Origin of the sequence: Volucribacter amazonae, assembly GCF_029783845.1 — a bacterium.
GTDB classification, from domain to species: domain Bacteria; phylum Pseudomonadota; class Gammaproteobacteria; order Enterobacterales; family Pasteurellaceae; genus Volucribacter; species Volucribacter amazonae.
The window spans coordinates 747,361-769,784 of record NZ_LWID01000001.1 but is presented as its reverse complement, the minus strand read 5'-3'; the positions used below and the strand labels follow the sequence as shown (position 1 = coordinate 769,784).

The 22,424-nt window shown below is 40.2% G+C and carries 16 protein-coding genes; 12 read left to right on the top strand and 4 right to left on the bottom strand.

All coding sequences use genetic code 11. The annotated features are described in order from the left end of the window. Positions 1–25: 25 nt before the first annotated feature. From A6A20_RS03805 to A6A20_RS03790, 4 genes are all read right to left on the bottom strand, one after another. Complete coding sequence (locus A6A20_RS03805) at positions 26–1,018, bottom strand: hypothetical protein (RefSeq protein ID WP_279572216.1); 993 nt, start codon at positions 1,016–1,018, stop codon at positions 26–28. A gap of 97 nt (positions 1,019–1,115) precedes the next feature. Next, on the bottom strand, positions 1,116–6,044 hold the full coding sequence (locus tag A6A20_RS03800) for a YadA-like family protein (protein ID WP_279572215.1): 4,929 nt from the start codon (positions 6,042–6,044) through the stop codon (positions 1,116–1,118). A gap of 21 nt (positions 6,045–6,065) precedes the next feature. Further along, positions 6,066–6,848 (bottom strand): OmpA family protein, encoded by a 783-nt coding sequence (locus tag A6A20_RS03795; protein ID WP_279572214.1) that lies wholly within the window; start codon positions 6,846–6,848, stop codon positions 6,066–6,068. Between the two features lie 244 nt (positions 6,849–7,092). Next, a complete protein-coding gene (locus tag A6A20_RS03790) occupies positions 7,093–7,251 on the bottom strand; it encodes a hypothetical protein (protein ID WP_279572213.1) in 159 nt (52 codons plus the stop codon). A 277-nt stretch (positions 7,252–7,528) separates the two neighbouring features. Here A6A20_RS03790 and A6A20_RS03785 point away from each other — a divergent pair, with 277 nt between their 5' ends. The 12 genes from A6A20_RS03785 (at position 7,529) to A6A20_RS03730 (ending at position 22,243) form a co-directional block, all read left to right on the top strand. Beyond that, positions 7,529–10,984, top strand: coding sequence for an acyl-[ACP]--phospholipid O-acyltransferase (locus A6A20_RS03785; protein ID WP_279572212.1), 3,456 nt, complete (start codon positions 7,529–7,531; stop codon positions 10,982–10,984). 442 nt (positions 10,985–11,426) lie between these two features. Then, positions 11,427–12,890: an ammonia-forming nitrite reductase cytochrome c552 subunit gene (gene nrfA / locus A6A20_RS03780; RefSeq protein ID WP_279572211.1), complete on the top strand. Its 1,464-nt coding sequence runs from the start codon at positions 11,427–11,429 to the stop codon at positions 12,888–12,890. 147 nt (positions 12,891–13,037) lie between these two features. Then, positions 13,038–13,589, top strand: coding sequence for a cytochrome c nitrite reductase pentaheme subunit (gene nrfB, locus A6A20_RS03775; RefSeq protein ID WP_279573736.1), 552 nt, complete (start codon positions 13,038–13,040; stop codon positions 13,587–13,589). Beyond that, positions 13,586–14,260 (top strand): cytochrome c nitrite reductase Fe-S protein, encoded by a 675-nt coding sequence (gene nrfC, locus A6A20_RS03770; RefSeq protein ID WP_279572210.1) that lies wholly within the window; start codon positions 13,586–13,588, stop codon positions 14,258–14,260. The genes nrfB and nrfC overlap by 4 nt, the downstream gene beginning before the upstream one ends. After that, complete coding sequence (nrfD, locus tag A6A20_RS03765; protein WP_279572209.1) at positions 14,257–15,222, top strand: cytochrome c nitrite reductase subunit NrfD; 966 nt, start codon at positions 14,257–14,259, stop codon at positions 15,220–15,222. The genes nrfC and nrfD overlap by 4 nt, the downstream gene beginning before the upstream one ends. Positions 15,223–15,245: 23 nt before the next feature. Beyond that, positions 15,246–17,150, top strand: coding sequence for a heme lyase NrfEFG subunit NrfE (gene nrfE, locus A6A20_RS03760; protein WP_279572208.1), 1,905 nt, complete (start codon positions 15,246–15,248; stop codon positions 17,148–17,150). After that, the gene (locus A6A20_RS03755) at positions 17,143–17,673 is read left to right on the top strand and encodes a DsbE family thiol:disulfide interchange protein (protein ID WP_279572207.1); all 531 of its coding nucleotides are present in this window, start codon (positions 17,143–17,145) and stop codon (positions 17,671–17,673) included. Before nrfE ends, A6A20_RS03755 begins: the two co-directional genes overlap by 8 nt. Next, complete coding sequence (nrfF, locus tag A6A20_RS03750) at positions 17,670–18,134, top strand: heme lyase NrfEFG subunit NrfF (RefSeq protein ID WP_279572206.1); 465 nt, start codon at positions 17,670–17,672, stop codon at positions 18,132–18,134. Before A6A20_RS03755 ends, nrfF begins: the two co-directional genes overlap by 4 nt. Continuing rightward, positions 18,134–18,955: a TPR domain-containing protein gene (locus A6A20_RS03745; protein WP_279572205.1), complete on the top strand. Its 822-nt coding sequence runs from the start codon at positions 18,134–18,136 to the stop codon at positions 18,953–18,955. The genes nrfF and A6A20_RS03745 overlap by 1 nt, the downstream gene beginning before the upstream one ends. Beyond that, on the top strand, positions 18,952–20,163 hold the full coding sequence (locus A6A20_RS03740; protein ID WP_279572204.1) for a BaiN/RdsA family NAD(P)/FAD-dependent oxidoreductase: 1,212 nt from the start codon (positions 18,952–18,954) through the stop codon (positions 20,161–20,163). The genes A6A20_RS03745 and A6A20_RS03740 overlap by 4 nt, the downstream gene beginning before the upstream one ends. 168 nt (positions 20,164–20,331) lie before the next feature. Continuing rightward, positions 20,332–21,189: a 1,4-dihydroxy-2-naphthoyl-CoA synthase gene (gene menB, locus A6A20_RS03735; RefSeq protein ID WP_279572203.1), complete on the top strand. Its 858-nt coding sequence runs from the start codon at positions 20,332–20,334 to the stop codon at positions 21,187–21,189. Between the two features lie 82 nt (positions 21,190–21,271). Continuing rightward, positions 21,272–22,243, top strand: coding sequence for a fimbrial protein (locus A6A20_RS03730; RefSeq protein ID WP_279572202.1), 972 nt, complete (start codon positions 21,272–21,274; stop codon positions 22,241–22,243). Positions 22,244–22,424: the final 181 nt, after the last annotated feature.

The following is a 22,424-nucleotide window of genomic DNA, read 5'->3' as shown; positions in this document are numbered from 1 at the left end:
ACTGTATTCCGTCCTCTGAACTTGATTATCGCTTAACCGCCTGTAAAATCAAACTTTGCTTTTTATCATTTTGAATAGAAATTTGATTAGGGGCGCGGTTTTTCTTGTGGATAATGGCGAGGATATTGTCAAGTTGGATAATGTCCTCGTGTTTACTGCGTACATTGAGTTTGCTGGTGTCGGTTTGTTTATCAAACAACAAAAAGGTGGCGATTTTGGTGGTTTGTACCTTATCTAAACCCAAGCGGTTTTTGCTGTTGATTTTATAACTGGGGATAACTCGGTGTTGATATTGTTTGTCCTCATTGCTTAAGTTTGCCTCATTAATCAACTGTTCTAAACGACTAATTTGGGCGATGCGTTGCTCTTGCTCCGGGCTAAGGATAATGGGGGTGAGATTGGCTTGCTCTTGCGTGGAGTGGTCAATTTTTTCGTCAGGCTTTTCTTCTGGCTTTTCTTCCGTCTCCGTGTGTTGAGTTTGCAAGCTCTCTCTTTCCTCAGCCTGATTATCTTGTGGTTGTGGCTTTTCTGTTTCGTTATGTGCCGTTGGTTTTTGTCCGGTTTCCTCTGTTTGTGCAAGGATTTCCACCTCTAACCGATTGGCGGGTGGGGTAGGGCGTTCAAAAATCACTTGCCCAATATATTGTTGTGGTTGTTGTTCCCGTTGTAAGGGTTCATCGCCGGAGGAAAGCACTAAAAACACACGGTTACCTAAGGTTTCAAAGCGAATATTTACTTCGGGTAATTGTTGTTGAATTTGTTGGATAAGCAGAGGTAGAGGTTGGCTTTGGTTATGGGTATCAAGTTGAATAGGGCGGGTACTATCCACATTATAGCTAATAAAGCCTATATTTAGCCGTCCTGCCAGTTTTTGTAAAAAGTCGCCTAGTTCCCCTTGATAATTCAGGTTAATTTTAGCTTGTTCATAACGATTTAATTCCATATTTTGTGCCAACGCAGGAGAGGTGAGCAGAAAAAATAAGCCAAGTGCGGTGAGTTTTGAGATTTTTTTTAACATGATGATTCCTTGTTTAATCTTGCTGTGTTTGACATTATGACAGGCTATCCTTGTGGGATAGCCTGTTTACCTAAGACGAGGGTTGCCATGATTTAGCTTAGAATACCCAACCAATCCCCACTTTGGCAGCAGGTTTAGTCGCGCCGTTACCGGTGAGCGAGGTTCCTACCCCCAGGGAAATATTCATTTTGCCCGATTGGGAGAGGTAATTACCATTAATGGCAATGGCAGTCTGGCTATCATAAAAGCCTGTGCCGATACCCACAGCTAATTCACCTGGGTGCTGATTAGGCACTTGGGTAGAAAGGGCTAAAGCTGAGGCAATCCCTTGTGATGCCACTTTACGGTTACGCTGAATTTCATGGCGTAAGGTTTGGCTTACCGCTCCCACCGCTTGGCGTACTTGCCCTACGGTGGCAGCATCGGAATCTAAAATCCCATCAGCCACATTGGTAATACGGCGTTTTAATTCCGTATTCCCCACAGAAAACTCTGCTGTTCCCGGGGCATTGGCGCCCGCCTCACCAGTACGTGAACCAAAACCTAATGCTACATCAAGAGGGTTATTGGCTTGTGCTCCACTACCAATGGCAACACCACCATCGGCATTGGCGGTAGCACCACCACCGATAGCCACCGTTTCACGTCCTTGGGCTTGTGCTGGGGCAAGCTCGGAATTGGTACGGGTGTATTGGGTGCCATTTTGGTTAATATGGTCAATGGCGGTACCAATATTATTGACGTTTCGAGTACTGCCATCTTGGTTATAGACGGTATAGTTTGCCTTGACAGTTACCGAGCCATCAGGATTGACCACTAACTCACTGTCATCGCCTGCAAGAGATTTTACTGCGGTATAAAGCTGTGCCCCATTAACAGCCTCGCTACTGGTGCTACTTACTGCACCTGCCGCCACGTTACGAATTTTAGTTGGGGTGGTGGTTAAACCATCACTTGCCACGGTTGATAGCATAACTAAAGCATTATCAATCACCGAGGTAGTGGCTTGCCCTTGTTCATTAGCAAGATAGAAATTGCCGTCCTCACCCCGCACCAAACGATTCCCCTGAGCGTCGGTATAAACTAAAGCACCCGCCTCGCCATTGCGTAGGGCATTGACTTTGCTATTCACGTCTTTGCCATTTAGTCCATCTTCACCTGCAGCGCCTACCGCGCCATTAGTGCCGTTTGTACCGTCAGAAATAGGTGTTTCTCCACTAATAATTTGGCTAATTTGGGCAATCTTATCATCTAAAGTACCTAAACTATTTTGAGTTTGCTGAGTAATGGTTTCAACAGTGGTTACTCGACCATCTAAGCCGTTAATACCATCTTTAGCTTGTTTTACATCAGCCTCAACGGTGGTTACTCGACCATCTAAACCGTTAATACCATCTTTAGCTTGTTTTACATCAGCCTCAACGGTGGTTATTCGACCATCTAAACCGTTAATACCATCTTTAGTTTGTTTTACATCAGCCTCAACAGTGGTTACTCGACCATCTAAACCATCAATATCGTCTTTAGCCTGTTTTATGTCCGTTTCTACTGTGATTACTCGTTTATCTAAACCTGAAATATCTTTTTGTTGAGCAATCAGTTTATTATCAAGCGAGTTTACAGATTTATCAAGTTGTGCCTTGTTGACAGCTTGATTATCTTCTTCTGCCTCTTTTACGCCAGTTAGCGTACGATCACCTTGTTTACCAGATAAATCTACTTTATCACTCGCACTGGTTTTAGCGATACTAATAGCTTGATCATCTTTATCCTCTTGTACCAAACCATTCCCACTTGTTTGAATATTGTTAATGATTTTCTCAAGGCTTTCTACTTTGCCACCTAAGCCATTTACACCGTTTTTCGTTTTCAACACTTCTTCATTGAGGCTATCAATGCGAGTATTAATGTTTTTAACACCAGTTTTAATGCTTTTATCTAATTGTGCTTTATTGACGGCTTGATTATCTTCCGTTGCCTCTTTAACACCAGATAGGATACGGTCACCACTAGTTCCAGCAAAATTGACTTTTGCACTGTCGCTTAAAGAAGCAATATCAATAGTTTTATCATCGCTATTTTCTAAGACTAAACCAGTGCCACTGGCAACTTGTAGGTTATTAATAGTTTTTTCCACTTTTTCAATACGTCCAGTAACCCCATCAATACCTTGTTTTACCGTATTATCTAATAATCCTTTATTTACCGCTTCATGATCAAGGGTAGCCTCAGCAATATTAGCAAGTGTAACAGGGTTAGAGGTTGAGCCATTTGCACCTACAGCGGAAAGTTTAATCTGTTCCTGATTAATCTCTTGGTTGAAGTCAGGAGTGCCATCGGCTTTAGCAAGATAGAATTTATTATTTTGTTGAATAACCCGTTTACCTTGTTGATTGGTATAAACGATATTACCTGCCTCTCCATAACGTAAAGCATCAATTTTATCAATAATGTTTTTACCAGTAAGTCCATCTTGTCCAGCAATGCCATCTTTGCCATTATTACCATTGGTTCCCGCAATACCGTCTTTACCATCGCGACCATCGGAGCCTGCAATACCAGCAATACCGCCTTTACCATCGCGACCATCGGAGCCAGTGATACCAGCAATACCGTCTTTACCATCACGCCCATCGGAGCCAGCAGTACCAGCAATACCGTCTTTACCATCACGCCCATCGGAGCCAGCGATACCAGCAATACCATCTTTGCCATCACGTCCATTAGTACCAGCAGCACCATCAATGCCATCTCTACCATCACGTCCATCTCTGCCAGAGGTTCCAATAAGTTTAGCGATTTCATCAAGGCGACTATCTAAATCTTTAACAGAATTATCAAGTTGTTCTTTATTTACGGCTTCATTATTCTTGGTTGCAGATTTAATACCAGCGAGGATACGATCACCTTGATTTCCCGCTAAATTAACAGTATCACTATCACTTAATGTCGCCACATTAATGGTTTTATTGTCTTTGTCATCAACGACTAAACCATCACTATTTCCCATTTGTATATTGGTAATAGTACGTTCAATATTTTCTACTTTACCGTCTAACCCATCAATGCCTTGCTTATTCGCACTAATTTGATCATTTAAGAGTTTGACAGAGCTATCCAGTTGTTTTTTATTTACTGCATGGTCGTCTTGCGTTGCCGTTTTAACGCCTGCTAATGTTCTTGCACCTTGAGAACCCGTAATATCTACTTTATCGCTTTCACTAGACTTAGCGATAGTAATGGTATTACTTGCTTGATCATCAAGTACTAAACTACCACCATTTATTTGTAGATTATTGATGGTTGTTTCCATTTGATTTACTTTTCCATCTAAGCCAGTAATATCTTGTTTATTGGTATCAATTTGTGAGGTTAATAGGGCAATGGATTTATCCAACTGTCCTTTATTTACCGCATCAGAGCTATCTTTCCCCTCAGCAATATTACTTAGCACAGTGGGATTATTAGCGGAACCATCAGGATTGATCGTAGCAAGTTTGATATTTTTATTGTCTACTTGCTGAGTTTTATCAATGGTTCCATCATCTTTGGTAAGATAGAATTTACCGCTCTCATCGCGTACTGCCCGTTGTCCCTTATTATTCACATAAACCACAGCACCAGCTTCGCCATTCCGTAGGGCATTTACTTTTTCTACCAAGTCTTTGCCGTTTAAACCATCTTTACCAGCAGCACCCGTATTGCCATTACGTCCATTGGTGCCATCTTTACCGTTTTTCCCTGAGGTACCAATAAGTTGAGTAATTTGGCTGATTTCACCTTTTAGACCATCAACGCCATCTTTGGCTGTTTTGGTATCCAGTTTAATATTAACAATATCCTTATTGATGCTATCAATTTGCTGTTTATTATCGCTAATTTTACCATCAAGATTATTGACAGCTTTGTCCAACTGTCCTTTATTTGTCGCATCAGAAGCGTTTTTCCCCTCAGCGATATTACTTAACACAGTGGGATTATTAGCGGAACCATCAGGATTGATCGTAGCAAGTTTAATATTTTTATCGTCTACTTGCTGAGTTTTATCAATGGTTCCATCATCTTTGGTAAGATAGAATTTCCCGTTCTCATCGCGTACTGCCCGTTGTCCTTTATCATTCACATAGACTACTGAGCCCGCCTCACCATTACGCAAGGCATCAATTTTTTCCACAAGGTTTTTACCCGCTAAACCGTCCTGCCCAGCAATGCCATTTCGTCCGTTGATACCATCTTTGCCATCTTGCCCAGAATTACCCACAATAGCGGTAATTTGACTGATTTTATTATCCAGGCTTTTTATTGATTTATCTAACTGCCCTTTATTGACCGCATCTGAATCTTGTTGCCCCTCGGCGATATTTCGCACTAAAACAGGAGAGAGCGGTGAAAGTCCATCAGGATTGACCGCACTTAATATCACCTGTTTCGCATCAACAGGTTTATCGGTATCCGCGATAGTTTGATTATTTTCATCAAGTTTAGTTTGGTAGAATTTGCCCTCTTGGCGAATAAGGTTATTGCCCTCTGTATCGGTAAATACTAATGTACCAGAACCATTGGTACCAATTTGTTCAGTAATTTCTTGAATAACCTTATTAACGATTTGCTCGTTTTTGGTTTCTACATTAGTAACATATTCATAAGAGGTGTTAATTTTTTTAGTAATTTCGTCGGCGAGTTTGATTGAATATTTAGCCGTAATACCATGATAACTAGCTGATACTTGAAAATCAGGAGAAAATTTTGTACATACATTAACACCTCTAGTGCTTTCTTCCTTTGAGCCCATTTGGACATATTTCTGGGCCGAATATATCCACCCCTGAGTTCCAGCAGGGTTACAAGGTTGCTCATATCTACTACTCGCCGTTACTCTAAACGCATCTGCCTCTATAGGATTTATTAGAGATAATAATCCTAATAGCGTAATGCAAACTAATTTATTCTCCTTAGATTTCGCCAACTCCGACACCGCAATATTTTGCCCTAAGGCATTTTTAACAATTTTATAGACTTTATTCATAAGAACCTCGATCAAATAAGATTAATGTTGTGACTGTGCATAATTCACCTGAATTTCCACCCGACGATTAGGCTGTAAACAGGCTTTTAGCTGTGTAATAGGTTGTGCTTGGCATTGTACCAACGGCTCGTTTTCCCCTTTGCCTTGGGCAATAATTTTGACATTTTGTAAATTTAGCCCCTGCTGTTGCCAAGATTGACGGAGATATTGCGCCACCGTTTCCGCTCGGCGTTGCGATAATAATTGATTGCTTTGCTCCGAACCGATACGGTCGGTATGTCCCGTAATTATCACTTGTTCTAGACGAGAGCCTTGCTTTGTCATTCTAGCGGCAAATTCCTGCAGGGATTGTTGACCCTGTGGCAAAATATCCTGATAATGCCATTGCCCAAATTTAAACAACGCCTCGGCATCAAGGCGAATATGCTCTGTTTGGCTTGGACAATGCAAAATGCCCTGTTGAATTTGCCCTAAATATTGCTTGGCTTGCTCGGCAAAATGCTCGCCATGTAAACGGTAATCGCCGTAACCCTCTTGGCTTTCATATTCCAAACCGAGCAGGGCAACGTCGGCACAAGCAAAGGCTTTTGGTGCACAGGCAACGCCCCGCTGTTGCGCTAATTGAGTTAGTCTTTCCCGTTGTGGCAAGGCTAAACGAGGATAGCCTGGGCTAGCGGGGGTAAACAGAGGAATACTTTGTTTATTTAAGGCTGCTTGCTCCGCCGTTATGGCTTGTTGCGTCAGATATTCGGTAATACCTGTGGTGCGGGTTTCACGGTAAGTCCATTGTGCCAGTTCAATCAAACATTGGGCTTTAAGATAGGCATAATTATTATTGAATTCGCCGGTTTGGTTATGCTGTTGCAGGCGATTTTGTAAGGATTGTAAATCTTGTGCGGTAACATAATTGCCCGCCCCTTGCCAACCATATTCAATGGTTTTATGAGAGAGTTCCGCCAGAAGATTGGGATTAGAGGAAGAAGAACAGGCAGTGAATAGCCCAGCAAAAAACAGATAAAAAAGACTTGAAATTAGGGTAGAGAAATGATTAACTTGCTTGCTTGCTTGCTTGCTTGCTTGCTTGCTTGCTTGCTTGCTTGCTTGCTTGCTTGCTTGCTTGCTTGCTTGCTTGCTTGCTTGCTTGCTTGCTTGCTTGCTTGCTTGCTTGCTTGCTTGCTTGCTTGCTTGGCAGATAGATATTTATCATAAGCGATCCTTAAATAGAATGACCATAAAGAAAATTAATGTAAATAAATGTTTTGCCAGATATGATAATATCAAAAATACAAAAAACAAGATAAATTTTGATTAAAATCATTTTAGTTTTTGGAGTAGGGAAATAAAAGTGAAAAAAATCTCAAAACTCATCACGCTTCCCATTTATCAACATATTCATCAATGAAAATCACTAAAAATATTGCTTTTTTAATCAATTTACTTATCCTATCTATTCAATTAACCATAATAACAATTTGAGGTAAAGTGTGAGTTTATTGAAAACAAAGGGGTTTTTGCCCTATCTTGCTATTGCATTTTTGAATGCTAGTGTGGATTTAGCCCATAAAATTACTATTCAAAATGTATTGTTGAAGAGTTTTGATGGAACAACCTTAGTGGTATTGACTGCATTAATCAATGCGATGATTTTGCTACCCTTTATTTTCTTGTTTTCACCATCAGGTTTTATCAATGATAAATATTCTCACACCAAAGTGATTCGTCTTGCCAGTGTGGCTGCTGTGTTAATTAGTGCCGCTTTGTTTATTTGCTATGTGGCTGGTGCTTTTGAGTTAGCTTTTATGCTTACTCTGGTGCTTGCAACGCAAAGTGCGGTTTATTCGCCAGCTAAATATAGCATCATTAAATCTATTGTAGGCACTGAAAACCTAGGGCGAGCCAATGGGATTATTCAGGCTTTGACGATTGTTGCCATTTTATTTAGTTCTTTTGCTTTTTCTTTTGTATTTGAGCGGTTTTATGTGGTGGGTGATAGCCCTGATGCCATACTTGCCAGTATGTATGTAATTGGTTTTTGTTTGGTGTTATTAAGTGCCTTAGAAGCGTTTTTTGCCTTTAAAATTCCGTTTTTTGCCGCCAAAAATGATGATGTACAAGGGGAAAAATTTGATCTGAAACGTTATTTTACCCTGTCATATTTAAAACAAAATATGCAAATTGTGCGCCAAAATCATAATATTTGGTTAAGTATTATTGGATTAAGTGTATTTTGGGGCGTGTCGCAAGTGATTGTGGCTGCATTTCCTGCTCATTATAAAGCGATTTTTGCCGATGATAATGCCATTATTATTCAAGCGATTTTGGCGGTAAGCGGTTTAGGTTTAATTGCGGGATCAGCGATTGCGGGGGCGATGTCAAAAAAACATATTGAGCATGGTATTGTGCCAGTAGGGGCTTTGGGGATTTTCTTTGCCATTTTCTTTATTGCTTCTTCCTCAAATCTTGCGGTAATGGTGCTATGTTCATTCCTATTTGGCTTATTTGGTGGCTTATTTATTGTGCCATTAAATGCCACCATTCAATTTTTTGCCCCTGAAAAGACCAGTGGTAAGATTATGGCGGGCAACAATTTTATGCAAAATATTGCTATGGTTGCCTTCTTATTATTGAGCATTGCTTTTGTGTCAGCTAATGTTTCTACACGAGGTTTATTGTTATTTGCGGCGGCGGTATGTTTAGTGGGGTCATTTTATGCGGTATTACAACTGCCTCATTTATTTACCCGTTTGTTGTTATTGCCTGTGCTAAAAACAGGTTACCGCTTTAATGTAGAAGGCTTGAACAATCTTCCGCAAAGTGGCGGTGTGTTATTGCTGGGTAACCATATTAGCTGGATTGACTGGTTAGTATTACAAGCTGCAAGCCCTAGAGCGATTAAGTTTGTGATGTATCGGGGTATTTATAACAAATGGTATCTCACTTGGTTATTTAAAATTTTTAAAGTGATTCCTATTGGGGCAGGTTCAAGCAAAGAATCTATTGAAAAAATTCGTCAATTACTTGCCAATGGGGAAGTCGTGGCATTATTCCCTGAAGGGCATATTAGTTATAACGGACAAATTAATGAATTTCAACGTGGTTATGAGTTAGCTATTAAAGATCTTGAAGAAGTATGTATTGTGCCTTTTTATCTACGGGGATTATGGGGTTCAAGTTTTTCACGAGCAGAGCAACATTATCGTGCCATTTCTAAAGTAAGAGGCAAGCGAGATATTTTGGTGGCATTTGGTAAACCGATTCGCCAATTTATTGATCGTGCAGCAATGAAACAAAAAGTGGTGGAATTGTCATTCTCTTGTTGGGAAAACTTTATCGATCGTCAGCAGCCCTTTATGTATGAATGGATTGATAGTGCTAAGAAACGTTTATTTAAAACTTGTAGCGTAGATAGTATGGGTATGAACCTCAGCAATTTGAAGTTTATTACTGCGGTATTGGTGTTTAAAAAATTATTCTCCCATCAGCTTGGCGAAGAAAAACATATTGGTGTGTTGTTGCCGAGTTCGTCCATTGCAGCGATTGTGAATATGGCGTTATTTATTAGTGGTAAAGTGCCTGTGAACCTCAATTATACCTTGAGTGAGCAAAGTATGACGGCGGCATTGAATAAAGCCAATATTCATACCGTTATTACCTCTGAAAAATTTTTAGCCAAGTTACAAAATAAAGGCTTTGATTATCAGCAATTATTAGCAGACAAAGCCTTGTTGGTGGAAGCATTGTCAAAGCAAGTGAAAAAATCGCAAAAAATTTTGTCATTATTGACCGCACTTTTATTGCCAGCGAGTTGGTTAAAATTAACCTTTAGCCATACCCCTTTACAGGATACGGCGGTAATTTTATTTAGTAGTGGTAGCGAGGGCGAGCCAAAAGGCATTGAATTAAGCCATAAAAACTTATTAACCAATATTAAGCAAATTAGTGAGTTATTAAATTTCAAACAAAGTGATGTGATTTTAAATTCCCTGCCGGTATTCCATTCCTTTGGCTTGACGGTAACCACATTATTGCCTTTATGTATGGGAATAAAAATGGTTAGCGTACCAGATCCTACTGACAGTGTGGCAGTAGGCAAAATGGCAGCACGTCATAGTGCAACCATTTTATTTGGTACATCAACTTTCTTTAGGCTTTATATTCGCAATCGCAAATTGCACCCATTAATGTTCCAATCTATACGAATGGTGGTAGCAGGAGCTGAAAAATTAAAACCAGATGTTAAAGAGGGCTTCAAATTAAAATTTGGGCTTGAGGTTTATGAGGGCTATGGTACAACGGAAACCGCCCCAGTTGCCTCAGTGAATATGCCAAATATTTTAGATCCTGATAGTTTAAAAGAAATGGTCTTTAACAAAGTGGGTTCGGTGGGTATCCCATTGCCGGGTACGATCATTAAAATTGTTGATCCACAAACCTTAACCGAATTACCTATGGGTGAAGATGGCTTAATTGTCATTGGTGGCGGACAGGTTATGAAAGGCTATTTAAATGATCCTGAGAAAACGAATGATGTGATCGCCGAGATTGATGGTATTCGTTATTACAAAACTGGCGATAAAGGACATATTGATGAACAGGGCTTTATTACCATTGTGGATCGCTATTCTCGCTTTGCCAAGATAGGCGGAGAAATGATAAGTCTTGGCAGTGTTGAAGAACAAATTGGTAATATCTTAGGCGAACAAGCTACATTTGTTGCCGCTAATGTACCTGATGAGAAAAAAGGCGAAGCGGTGGTTTTATTAGTGAAGTCAGAGCTTGAATTAACGCAAATTCAAGAACGGTTAAAAAATTCAACCCTTCCACCACTAATGCAACCTTCGGCAATTTTTATGGTGGAAGAGATTCCAACCTTAGCCAGTGGTAAAGTGGATTTTAAAGGTGCGAAAAGTTTAGCGATGACCTTATTGCAACAAGTATAACATTGCCATTTTTAAATTAAGCCTTGGTTTGTTTTTAGCCACTTTATTTTGGCGAAAACAAACCAATGGTAGAAAATATATAAATTAAAAAAATAGTTAGTAAAATATTTTGTGGTTTAATTCAACGTGTGATCAATTTTGCAATTATTTTGCTCAATAATCTCAATATCCCCAATTCTTCTCCCCCCCCTTTTTTAAAACACCAACTCAAATACCTCTTTATAGGTATGAAGTTGTTATAAATTAAACACTTAATTTAAAAAAATTGATCAAAAACAAAGAAAATTCACATAATTTAGCAAGGGCTGGGGGTTTTTGCTATTTTAGTCTTGCGTAAATTTCAAATTAGTAATCTATCTTGTTGTTTTAAATGATAAATATTCTCATTTTGAATAACAATCTTACCCATTGACCATGGTTAAAATTTTATGGAGTAATTATCGTGAACGTCCTAACTAAGAGCCTCGTTATTACAACTGCGGTGCTGGCTTATGTGCTATCGCCACAAGCTATTGCAGAGTTTAAATATACCCCGATTGAACAAGAGGTTAAGCCTGTTAATCCTGAGTTAATTGTGGAGTCCGCCAATCATCAATTTGCTGAAAAATATCCAAAACAATATCAAACTTGGGCGGATACTGCACAATCTGATGCCATTGATTCGGTAAATGTGGAAGATCCTCGTACTGTGATTTTATGGGCAGGCTATGCTTTTGCTAAGGAATATAATAAACCGAGAGGGCATTTTTATTCTGTGATTGATGTGCGTAATATTTTGCGGACAGGGGCACCGGGGGTTACAGGGGATACGCAACCTATGGCTTGTTGGACTTGTAAAGGCCCTGATGTGGCTCGTTTAATTGCGGAATGGGGCGAGGAAGGTTATTTCAGTGGTAAATGGTCAAAAGGCGGTGCTGAGGTGGTAAACGCTATTGGCTGTGCTGATTGTCATGATACGGGGTCAGAGGATTTTGCTCAGGGTAAACCTGCTTTAAGAATTGCTCGTCCTCATGTATTAAGAGCCTTGGATAAGTTGGATATGTCCTTTGATGGCTTGGATCGTACCGATCAACGTGCTGCCATTTGTGCAAATTGTCATGTGGAATATTATTTTGCTGGGGATTTGAAACAGGTTACTTTTCCTTGGGAAAAAGGGGTAACAGCAGATGCCATTGAGCAACATTATGATGAAATCGGTTTTACTGACTGGACGCATAAAATTTCTAAAGCTCAAATGTTAAAAGCACAGCACCCAGATTATGAAACTTGGATGTTGGGTATGCATGGTAAAAATGGGGTAACCTGTATTGATTGTCATATGCCAAAAGTTAAAGGGGCGGACGGTAAAGTCTTTACCGATCATAAAATTGGTAATCCATTTGATTCTTTTAACAATACCTGTGCCAACTGCCACGATCAGAGCAAGGAAACCTTACAAAATATTGTTCAATCTCGTAAAACAGAAATTAAAGATGTGATGATTCGCTTAGAGGATCAGTTGGTTCACGCACATTTTGAAGCACAAGCGGCTTGGAATGCTGGGGCAAGTAAGCAAGAAATGGAACCTGCTTTAGTGGATATTCGTCATGCGCAATGGCGTTGGGATTATTCTGCTGCAGGGCATGGTGGGCATATTCATGCCCCAGAAGTGGTGTTACATGTGTTAGGCACTGGATTGGATAAAGCCGCTGATGCTCGAGTGAAATTGGCTCGTGTTTTAGCGAAACATGGTATTACTGAGCCAGTCAAAATTCCTGATATTTCTACCGCAGAAAAGGCTTGGGCAGCCACAGGAATTGATATTGATGCAGAGCATAAAGCAAAAGATGAATTCTTAAAAACAGTTGTGCCTCAATGGGATAAGGAAGCGAGAGCGAAAGGTTTACTTCCTGAGGATAAAAAATAATTTAAAAAAACACCGCACTTGGTATTCATCAAGTGAGATAAAGAAAAGTGCGGTTGGTTTTCCCCATTTTTTGAGGTAATAAATATGTATAGAAATCAGATAATGCAAGCGAGTAAGCGAGCTTGGGGGTGGTTGGGGTTATTGTTAATGGTATTATTGCCCCTAGCTAGCCAAGCCAATGATGAATTAAGCTATGAACCTGTTTTAGAGCATCAACGTGATCCTAATCAATATTGTGCGAAATGCCATAAATTTGAGGGGAGCGAGGGGCAATCAGGTGGGGTGTTTCACGCTGGAAAATTTCATGGTATTCATTTAAGTAAGCAAAGTCCTAATACGGGCGAGCCTATTACTTGTGTGAGTTGCCATGGCAATATTGGTGAAGATCATCGCCGAGGGGCAAAAGATGTGATGCGGTTTGAGGGCGATATTTTTAATGAAAAATTGCCGATGTATAGTGCGGAACAGCAGAACCAAGTGTGCTTTGCTTGTCATCAACCAGAGAAATTACGTGAAAAGTTGTGGGCTCACGATGTACACGCGATGAAATTACCTTGTGCAAGTTGCCATACTTTGCACCCAAAAAAAGATGCGATGTCCGATATTCCTCATCGTGATCAGGTTAAACTTTGTGTAGATTGCCATGGCAAACAACAACAGCGTTTAGAACAACAGGAACAACAAAAGGATAGCCAATGACTTGCTCACGCCGAAATTTTATTACTGGTATGGGGGCTTTAGCTGTGGTGTCAGGTATTGCGGTAAAATCCAGTGCAAAGGAAAATCAACCCGAGCAGAAGATACGCTATGCTATGGTGCATGATGAGGTTGCTTGTATTGGTTGTACCGCTTGTATGGACGCTTGTCGTGATGTTAATGATGTGCCAGAAGGGGTATCTCGCTTAGAAATTTTACGCAGTGAACCCTATGGCGAGTTTCCTCATCAGAAATATCAATTTTTCCGTCAATCTTGCCAGCATTGTACCAACGCCCCTTGTGTGTCTGTTTGCCCTACAGGTGCGTCTTTTATTGATAAAAGCACAGGCATTGTTGATGTGCATAAGGATCTGTGTGTGGGTTGTCAATATTGCATTGCGGTATGCCCTTATCGTGTACGTTTTATTCACCCTGTGCATAAAAGTGCCGATAAATGTAATTTTTGCCGAGATACCAATTTAGCCCAAGGTAAACAACCTGCTTGTGTGGAGGCTTGTCCAACCAAAGCCTTGACCTTTGGCGATATGAATGATCCGCAAAGTGAGGTGGCAAAAAAAGTAAAAAGCAACCCTGTTTATCGCACCAAAGTGGAGCTTGGTACACAACCTAATTTATATCATATTCCATTCCAATATGGGGAGCCAAGACGATGACCTTAGATTATCCTGTTCCTTTTCATACCCCTAATTTAGTTTGGGATTCAACCATTGCCATTTATTTGTTTTTATTAGGCATTTCCTCAGGTTCGTTGTTATTGGCGATTTTATATAAGCGTCATCGCCAATTAACTAAACCCAGTGAAAATTGGATAATCCGTAGTGCAGCGATTTTGGCCCCAAGTACAGTGATTATTGGATTATTGTTGTTAATTTTCCATTTAACCAAACCTTGGACGTTTTGGTATTTAATGTTTAATTACCAATTCAATTCCGTAATGTCTATGGGAGTAATGCTATTCCAAATTTATATGGCATCGGTATTTATGTGGATCGGCATTATTTTTCGGCAAGAAATTGGTTTGCTATTGCAACGTTTTATCCCCAAATTATCCTTTGTGGTAAATTGGCTTAATGTTTTACAGCGATTTGAACGTTGGTTAGAGTCATTATTATTGATTTTGGCGGTATTATTAGGGGCTTATACGGGCTTTTTATTGTCCGCTTTAATTAGCTATCCAATGCTAAATAATCCTGTATTACCTGCTTTATTCCTTGCATCAGGTTCGTCATCAGGTATTGCTATGGTGTTTATCCTGATTTTAACCCTAGGCAAATTGAAAGGACATTCTGACGAAGTGCATTTTATGCACAAGTTTGAAGTGCCGATTATGCTGGCGGAGCTGTTTTTAATTGTGTGCTTTTTTGCTGGCTTACATTTTGGTGGCGGACAAAAAACCGTTGCCATGTATAATGCCTTGAGCGGATTTTGGGGCGGCATTTTCTGGATAGGCATTATGTTTATTGGGATTTTAATTCCATTATTGGGGAATTTAGCGGTGAGCGATAAGCTAAAATATCATCGCCATTTTATTATTTTCGTCTCTATTTGTGATTTAATTGGCGTATTATGTTTACGTTATTTTATTCTTTATGCAGGACAGCTCACCATAGCATAACCACTTAATCAATGGATAACTTAATGATTGCAGAATTAGGATTTATTGCGTTAGTTTTTGCCACAGTCTGTGCTTTATTGTTATCCATTTTGCCCCATATTGGCATTTATAAACATAATGCTCAGTTAATCAGTAGTGCGTGGAATTTAAGCTATTTAGTCGCTTTATTTAGCATTATTGCCATTGCCTGTTTAGTTTATGCCTTTGTGCTTGATGATTTTTCCTTAGAATATGTGGCGTCCCATTCTAATTCTCAATTACCCCTGTTATTTAAAATAGGGGCAACTTGGGGCGGACACGAGGGATCAATGCTATTTTGGTTGTTTGCACTGAGCTTATGGCTAACCGCCTTTGCTTGGCAAAGTCGCCGTTATGATCCCCTTATTGCCGCTCGTTCTCTCGCTATTCTTGGGCTAATTTGTCTGGCATTTTGCCTATTTATTTTATTGCTTTCTAATCCCTTTAACCGCTTATTTCCTTCTCCCCTAGAAGGGCGAGATCTCAATCCAATGTTACAGGATATAGGGCTGATTTTTCATCCGCCATTATTGTATTTTGGCTATGTGGGCTTTGCGGTGAATTTTGCCTTGACCTTGGCTGGCTTACTCAGCGGTCATCTTGATGCCGCCTTAGCTCGCTGGATACGCCCTTGGGTATTGGTTTCTTGGTTATTTTTAACCTTAGGTATTGCGTTAGGTTCTTGGTGGGCTTATTACGAGCTAGGCTGGGGCGGTTGGTGGTTCTGGGATCCAGTGGAAAACGCCTCATTAATGCCTTGGCTTGTGGGATTAGGCTTATTACATTCCCTGATTGCCACCCAACAACGAGGGATTTTTAGTTATTGGACAATTTTATTATCCATTTTTGCCTTTGCTTTAAGTGTATTAGGCACATTTATCGTGCGTTCAGGGGCATTAACCTCGGTACACGCCTTTGCCATTGATAGTGCCAGAGGGGGAGCATTATTATTATTGTTTTTCTTATTGTTAGTGGTTGCCCTCAGCTTATTTGCCTTTAAAGTCAAACTGGTCAAAAGCCCTGCTCGTTTTCCATTATTGAGCAAAGAAAGCCTATTATTGTTTGCTAACCTGTTATTCAGTGTCGCCACCCTTTGTGTTTTTCTCGGCACATTTTATCCTATGTTATTTAGCACCTTGGGTTTAGGCTCAATTTCTGTGGGTGCACCTTATTTTAATAGCCTATTTATGCCCATAATTATTTTGGCTTTGTTGGCAATGTTATTGGCATTATTGGCACGTTGGAAAAAAGTTGAACAACGCCGTTTAAGCAAGTTAAGCCTATTATTGTTGCCAGCATTAGGGCTAAGCAGTGCCATTATTATGATGCAATTACGCCAAGAAGCGAGCCTAACATTTCATCTTACCGCCTTTATTTTTGTCAGTTTGGCTTTTTGGTTATTGCTGGCTTGTTTATGGCAAAATTGGTTTAGGTTACCTTTACAACGTAAAGCCATGTTGGTGGCACATATAGGCGTGGCAATAACCGTTATCGGTGCGGTAATGAATAGTTACTATGGTAGCGAAATTGGGGTAAGATTAAAGCCTGAGCAAAGTGCGGTGCTAAATGGCTATGAATTTCGTTATTTGGGTTTTCGCAATGAACTGGGTAAAAATTTTACCAGCGAAAAAGCCATTTTTCATATTTATAAAAATAATCAAAAACTGACCGCACTTTATCCAGAGCGCCGTCATTATGATGTAAGAACTATGAATATGAGCGAAGTGGGGTTACAGCGTGGTTGGTTTGGCGATCTTTATATTGTCATGGGCGATAAACTTGCTCCCAATGAATTTGCTTTCCGCTTGCATTATAAGCCCTTTGTGCCTTGGCTATGGTTAGGCGGTTTATGTATGGCGACAGGGGCTTTACTGGGCGTATTGGCTTTACGGAAACAACGCAATGAATAGAAAGATTTTATTTCTCCCTTTGATCTTAGTGATTGCCATTTGTGGCTTATTGTTAGCAGGGTTGCAACAAGATCCCAGAAAGATTAGCTCGGCATTAATAGATAAAGCCGTTCCTGAGTTTTATTTAGCGGATTTAGTTGAACCACAACAACAATTAACCCAGCAACATTTGCCGAAACAATGGTATTTGCTTAATGTTTGGGCGAGTTGGTGTACCGCTTGCAGAATAGAACAGCCTTTTTTAATCTATTTATCACAACAAAATATCGCCATTGTGGGCTTAAATTACCGAGATAAACGGCAAAATGCCTTAGAGATGTTAGCCAAAATGGGCAATCCCTTTACGCTAAATTTATTTGATCCACAAGGCATATTGGCGTTAAATCTTGGGGTGGACGGTGCGCCAGAAACCTATTTAGTGGATCAATATGGTATTATTCGCTATCGTCATTCAGGTTTACTGGATCAACAAAGCTGGCAACAACAATTTGTGCCAATTATTGAACAATGGACAGAAAAATGAAATACAAGTTACTGATAATATTAGGATTATTATTGAGTTTTACTGTTCAAGCTGAAATGGTGGATACTTTCCAATTTTCTAGCCCAGAACAACGCATAAGGGCAGTGGCTTTAGCTAAATCGCTACGTTGTCCGCAATGCCAAAATCAAAACTTGGTAGAGTCTAATTCCCCTATTGCCTATGATTTACGTTTAGAAGTGTATCGTATGATTGAAGAGGGCAAATCTAATCAGCAAATTATCCAACTGATGACCGACAGATTTGGGCTTTTTGTGCTATACAAACCGCCTTTACAATGGAATACCCTGTTATTATGGGGCTTACCCTTATTGTTATTAGTGGGTGGGCTAATGATGATGATTTTTCATATTCGCCGTAAATCCGCTACAACGTATTCATCATTAACCCCACAGCAACAACAAGCTCTCGCTCAACTGCTTGCCCATAAGGATAAACAATAATGTTATTTTGGTTTGTTTTGGTTTTATTTAGCTTATTGACTGTCATTTTGCTCTGTGTGCCAATGAGCAAATTTATTGATTGGCAAAAAAATCATCGCCAACAAACCAATATTGCCCTGTATCAAGCTCAACAAACTCAACATACTGAACTTGCCAACGAAATGGCACAGCGTTTATTGCAAGATGAACAATATAATGCTCAGTATCGCCCACTAAGTGCGGTGCGTTTTCGTCCTATTTTTGCCTGCTTGCTCGCCTTATTGGTTTTAGTGGCGAGCTTCGCTTATTATTTTACTCTCCCTCGTTATCAACAGGCTCAACAAGGACAACAAGCCAATAGACAGCAACACGCCACCTTAGCACAAAGCAATAGCCAACAAAAAAATGATATACACCTTATTAATGTCCAAAATCGGCTAAGACAAGATCCCAATAACGGCGAAACTTGGTATCAATTAGGGCAACTTTATTTATTTAACAATGAATTTGCTAACGCCTTTGAATCCTTTCGCCGAGCAAAAATTTTACTTGGCGATAAACCCTATATATTAGGTGCTATGGCAACGGTCTTATATTATCAGGCAGGGCAAAAAATGACCGTACAAAGCCAACAATTCGTTCAGCAAGCCCTCGCTCAAGATCCTTTAGATACCGCCAGTTTATCTTTGCTTGCCTCAGAGGCATTTTTAAATGCCGACTATGCTCAAGCCTTAACCATTTGGCAACAAATTTTAGATAGTGGACGCAGTACAGTGGAACGGCGTAGTATAATCCAAAGTATGCAAATGGCAGAGGGATTACAGCGAGCGACACAGCAATGAACAGCGAAATTATTATTATTGGTGCAGGGGCGGCAGGTTTATTTTGTGCTAGCCAACTGGCGAAAGCAGGCAAACAGGTTAGCATTTTAGATAATGGTAAAAAAATTGGGCGTAAAATTTTAATGTCAGGTGGCGGATATTGTAATTTCACTAATCTTGAGGTTAGCCCACAACATTATCTTAGCCAAAATCCGCATTTTGTGAAATCGGCGTTAGCAGGGTTTAGCCAATGGGATTTTATTGCCCTTGTCGCTCAATATGGTATCGCTTATCACGAAAAAGAGCAGGGGCAACTCTTTACCGATCAAGGGGCAGAGCAGATTGTTGCTATGTTGCAACAAGAATGTCAAAAAGCTGGGGTAACCATTTGCTTACGTCAGCAAGTAGAGCAAGTTACCGCCACTGCACAGGGTTTCCAATTACAAGCTAACGGGCAAGTATGGCAAACACAGCACCTTATTATCGCCACAGGGGGATTGTCTATGCCAGCCTTGGGGGCGAGTGCCTTTGGCTATCAAATTGCCGAACAATTTGGCTTAAAAATCGTTGCCCCTCGTGCCAGCCTTGTTCCCTTTACTTGGCGAGAAAAAGAACAATATTACACCGCACTTGCAGGCATATCTTTGCCTGTTAGCGTAAAAAGCCAAGTAGGACAATCTTTTAACAATCAACTGTTATTTACTCATCGAGGGTTATCAGGCCCTGCAATTTTACAAATCTCTAATTATTGGCAACCAAATCAAAGCATTGAAATTGATTTATTACCACAACAAGCCATTGACCAATATTTAACTCAGTTACGCCAACAATCGGCAAAATTGCAATTAAAAACCGCCCTTAGCCGAGTATTGCCCAAAAAATTGGTGGAATTATGGTTACAACAACAGCACATTCAAGATCAACCCCTTGCTAATTTAAGCAAGCTACAATTAAAACAGTTAGTCAATTTAATTCATCATTGGCAAGTTACCCCAAATGGCACAGAGGGGTATCGCACCGCAGAAGTTACCTTAGGTGGCGTGGATACCCACGATATTTCCTCAAAAACCATGCAAGCTAACAAGGTAAAAGGGCTTTATTTTATCGGCGAAGTGCTAGATGTAACAGGCTGGCTCGGTGGCTATAATTTCCAATGGGCTTGGAGCTCAGCTTATGCTTGTGCTAAGGGGATTATTGAGCAAGGTTATAGTCATTCCACTTTAAAATGATACAGCGTTGGTACGCCTCGCCGTACTACTTGTACTGTCTTCGGCGTTCCGCCTTGTCTCATTTTAAATTGAAACGACTATAAATCTCCTTGTGGGCTAATTACATTCCCCTGAGGATCGTATATAATCAATTTCACTTCATTTTATTTTTAACAATAAGGTATTAATATGCAAAATCCAAAAGATGATGTACTTTATGCCCCTGTACAATGGGTGGATCACAGTGCAGGCTATACGGACATTCGTTATCATAAATCTAGCGATGGGATTGCAAAGATTACAATTAATCGCCCTGAAGTGCGTAACGCTTTCCGTCCGCAAACTGTCAAAGAGATGATCCAAGCCTTTTCTGATGCACGTTTTGATGAAGAAATCGGTGTGATTGTATTGACAGGCGAGGGCGAAAAAGCCTTTTGTTCTGGTGGCGATCAAAAAGTGCGTGGCGATTATGGTGGCTATAAAGATGAGGCTGGGGTACATCATTTAAATGTATTAGATTTCCAGCGTGATATTCGCACTTGCCCTAAACCTGTGGTGGCAATGGTGGCTGGTTATGCCATTGGTGGCGGACATGTACTACATATGTTATGCGATATTACCATTTCCGCCGATAATGCCATTTATGGGCAGACAGGTCCGAAAGTAGGCTCTTTTGACGGCGGTTGGGGAGCGTCTTATATGGCTCGCTTAGTGGGGCAGAAAAAAGCACGTGAAATTTGGTTCTTATGTCGCCAATATAATGCTCAAGAAGCATTAGACATGGGATTAGTGAATACCGTTGTTCCTTATGCTGAATTAGAGCGTGAAACAGTGCGTTGGTGTCGTGAAATGTTACGTAATAGCCCAATTGCATTACGTTGCTTAAAGGCGGCACTTAATGCCGATTGTGATGGACAAGCAGGCTTACAAGAGCTAGCAGGCAACGCCACAATGTTATTCTATATGACTGAAGAAGGGCAAGAAGGTCGCAACGCTTTCAATGAAAAACGAGCTCCTGATTTTAGTAAGTTTAAGCGTAATCCTTAATAAGATTAAAAAGTGCGGTAATTTTTACCGCATTTTTTTTTACCACTAAACCCTCTTGGCATCGTAAAAAGGAAAAATGCCTATGCTTAAAATGATGATAACAATGCTTTTCTTTTTTATATCCTGTTGCTTTTCACATACTGTTTGGGCAGTAATCGAGCTAAAATATGATCCGAACAGCAAAGGATTTACTTCTTATTCAAGTGAAGATGTGCGAGAGTTATGTTCCAATCGGCGAGGACGACCTTATCGAGGATTAGTCGTCATTGAGATTAATACAACTTCCTTATCCTTAAATTCCCCTTACCTTTCTTCTTATACCAATCGCCTTGATTTACAGGCTCGTATCGCAGGACAAAAATTTGTCATAAGGGGGTCTCAACAACGGATTGCAGTGGACGCTCGTCGTTCAGCAAAACTGGAACTTGAGGCGAGTTTAGCTATTCAGCAAAGTGATGAATATATTTTTGCAGGACAAAATAATGCGGTTATTCCAAGCCAAGTTTTATCGTTAGAGATAAATTGTCAAACACCAGAAGGGATAAAATTACACTCAAGTAAGGTTGATGTACAGGTCAGTGATATTCCCCTTGATTCGCTGGTAAATACCAAGACTTGTGTAATAACCTCTGAACGAAATCTTAATATTACTATGCCAACCATTACGGTTAGCCAATTAACACGCCAAAATGAAATCTTTGGTCGGCGTTTTAGTATTAGCACTGATTGCGGTACGACCTCCTCCTTGAGCAGTGCTTATGTGGTTTTTAGTGATGGAATTTGGGCGGATAATCACAGTGATATTTTAAAGCCAAGTTCAGATTCAGCCACAGGGGTAGGCTTAAAAATTTATCCGCAAGGAAGTTCATCGCCAATAGTCTATTATCCCACAGGGCGTTATGAAAAAGTGCTTAATCGGCAAATTGCTACCCCCTTTAGTTCCTTTCAACAAGGTAAAGGAACGCAAAGTTTCGATGTGTATTATGTGAAAACAGGAACGGTGGAAAGTGGTAGAATAAAAAGTTTGGCAATTTATACATTGTTTTATAAATAGTCTGCTAATTGGTCTGGTTTTAGAATATTTTGCTAAAATAGGTTAATTATGTGGTGTTTATCACTATTTTGCAGGGGGGGGGTGGCTATGCTATTTTTATCAAAATGTCAATTACCCCCCCCCCTATCTCATTGTAAAGTTTTGAAAATCATTACCTGCATAATGTTTACTTATATCGACG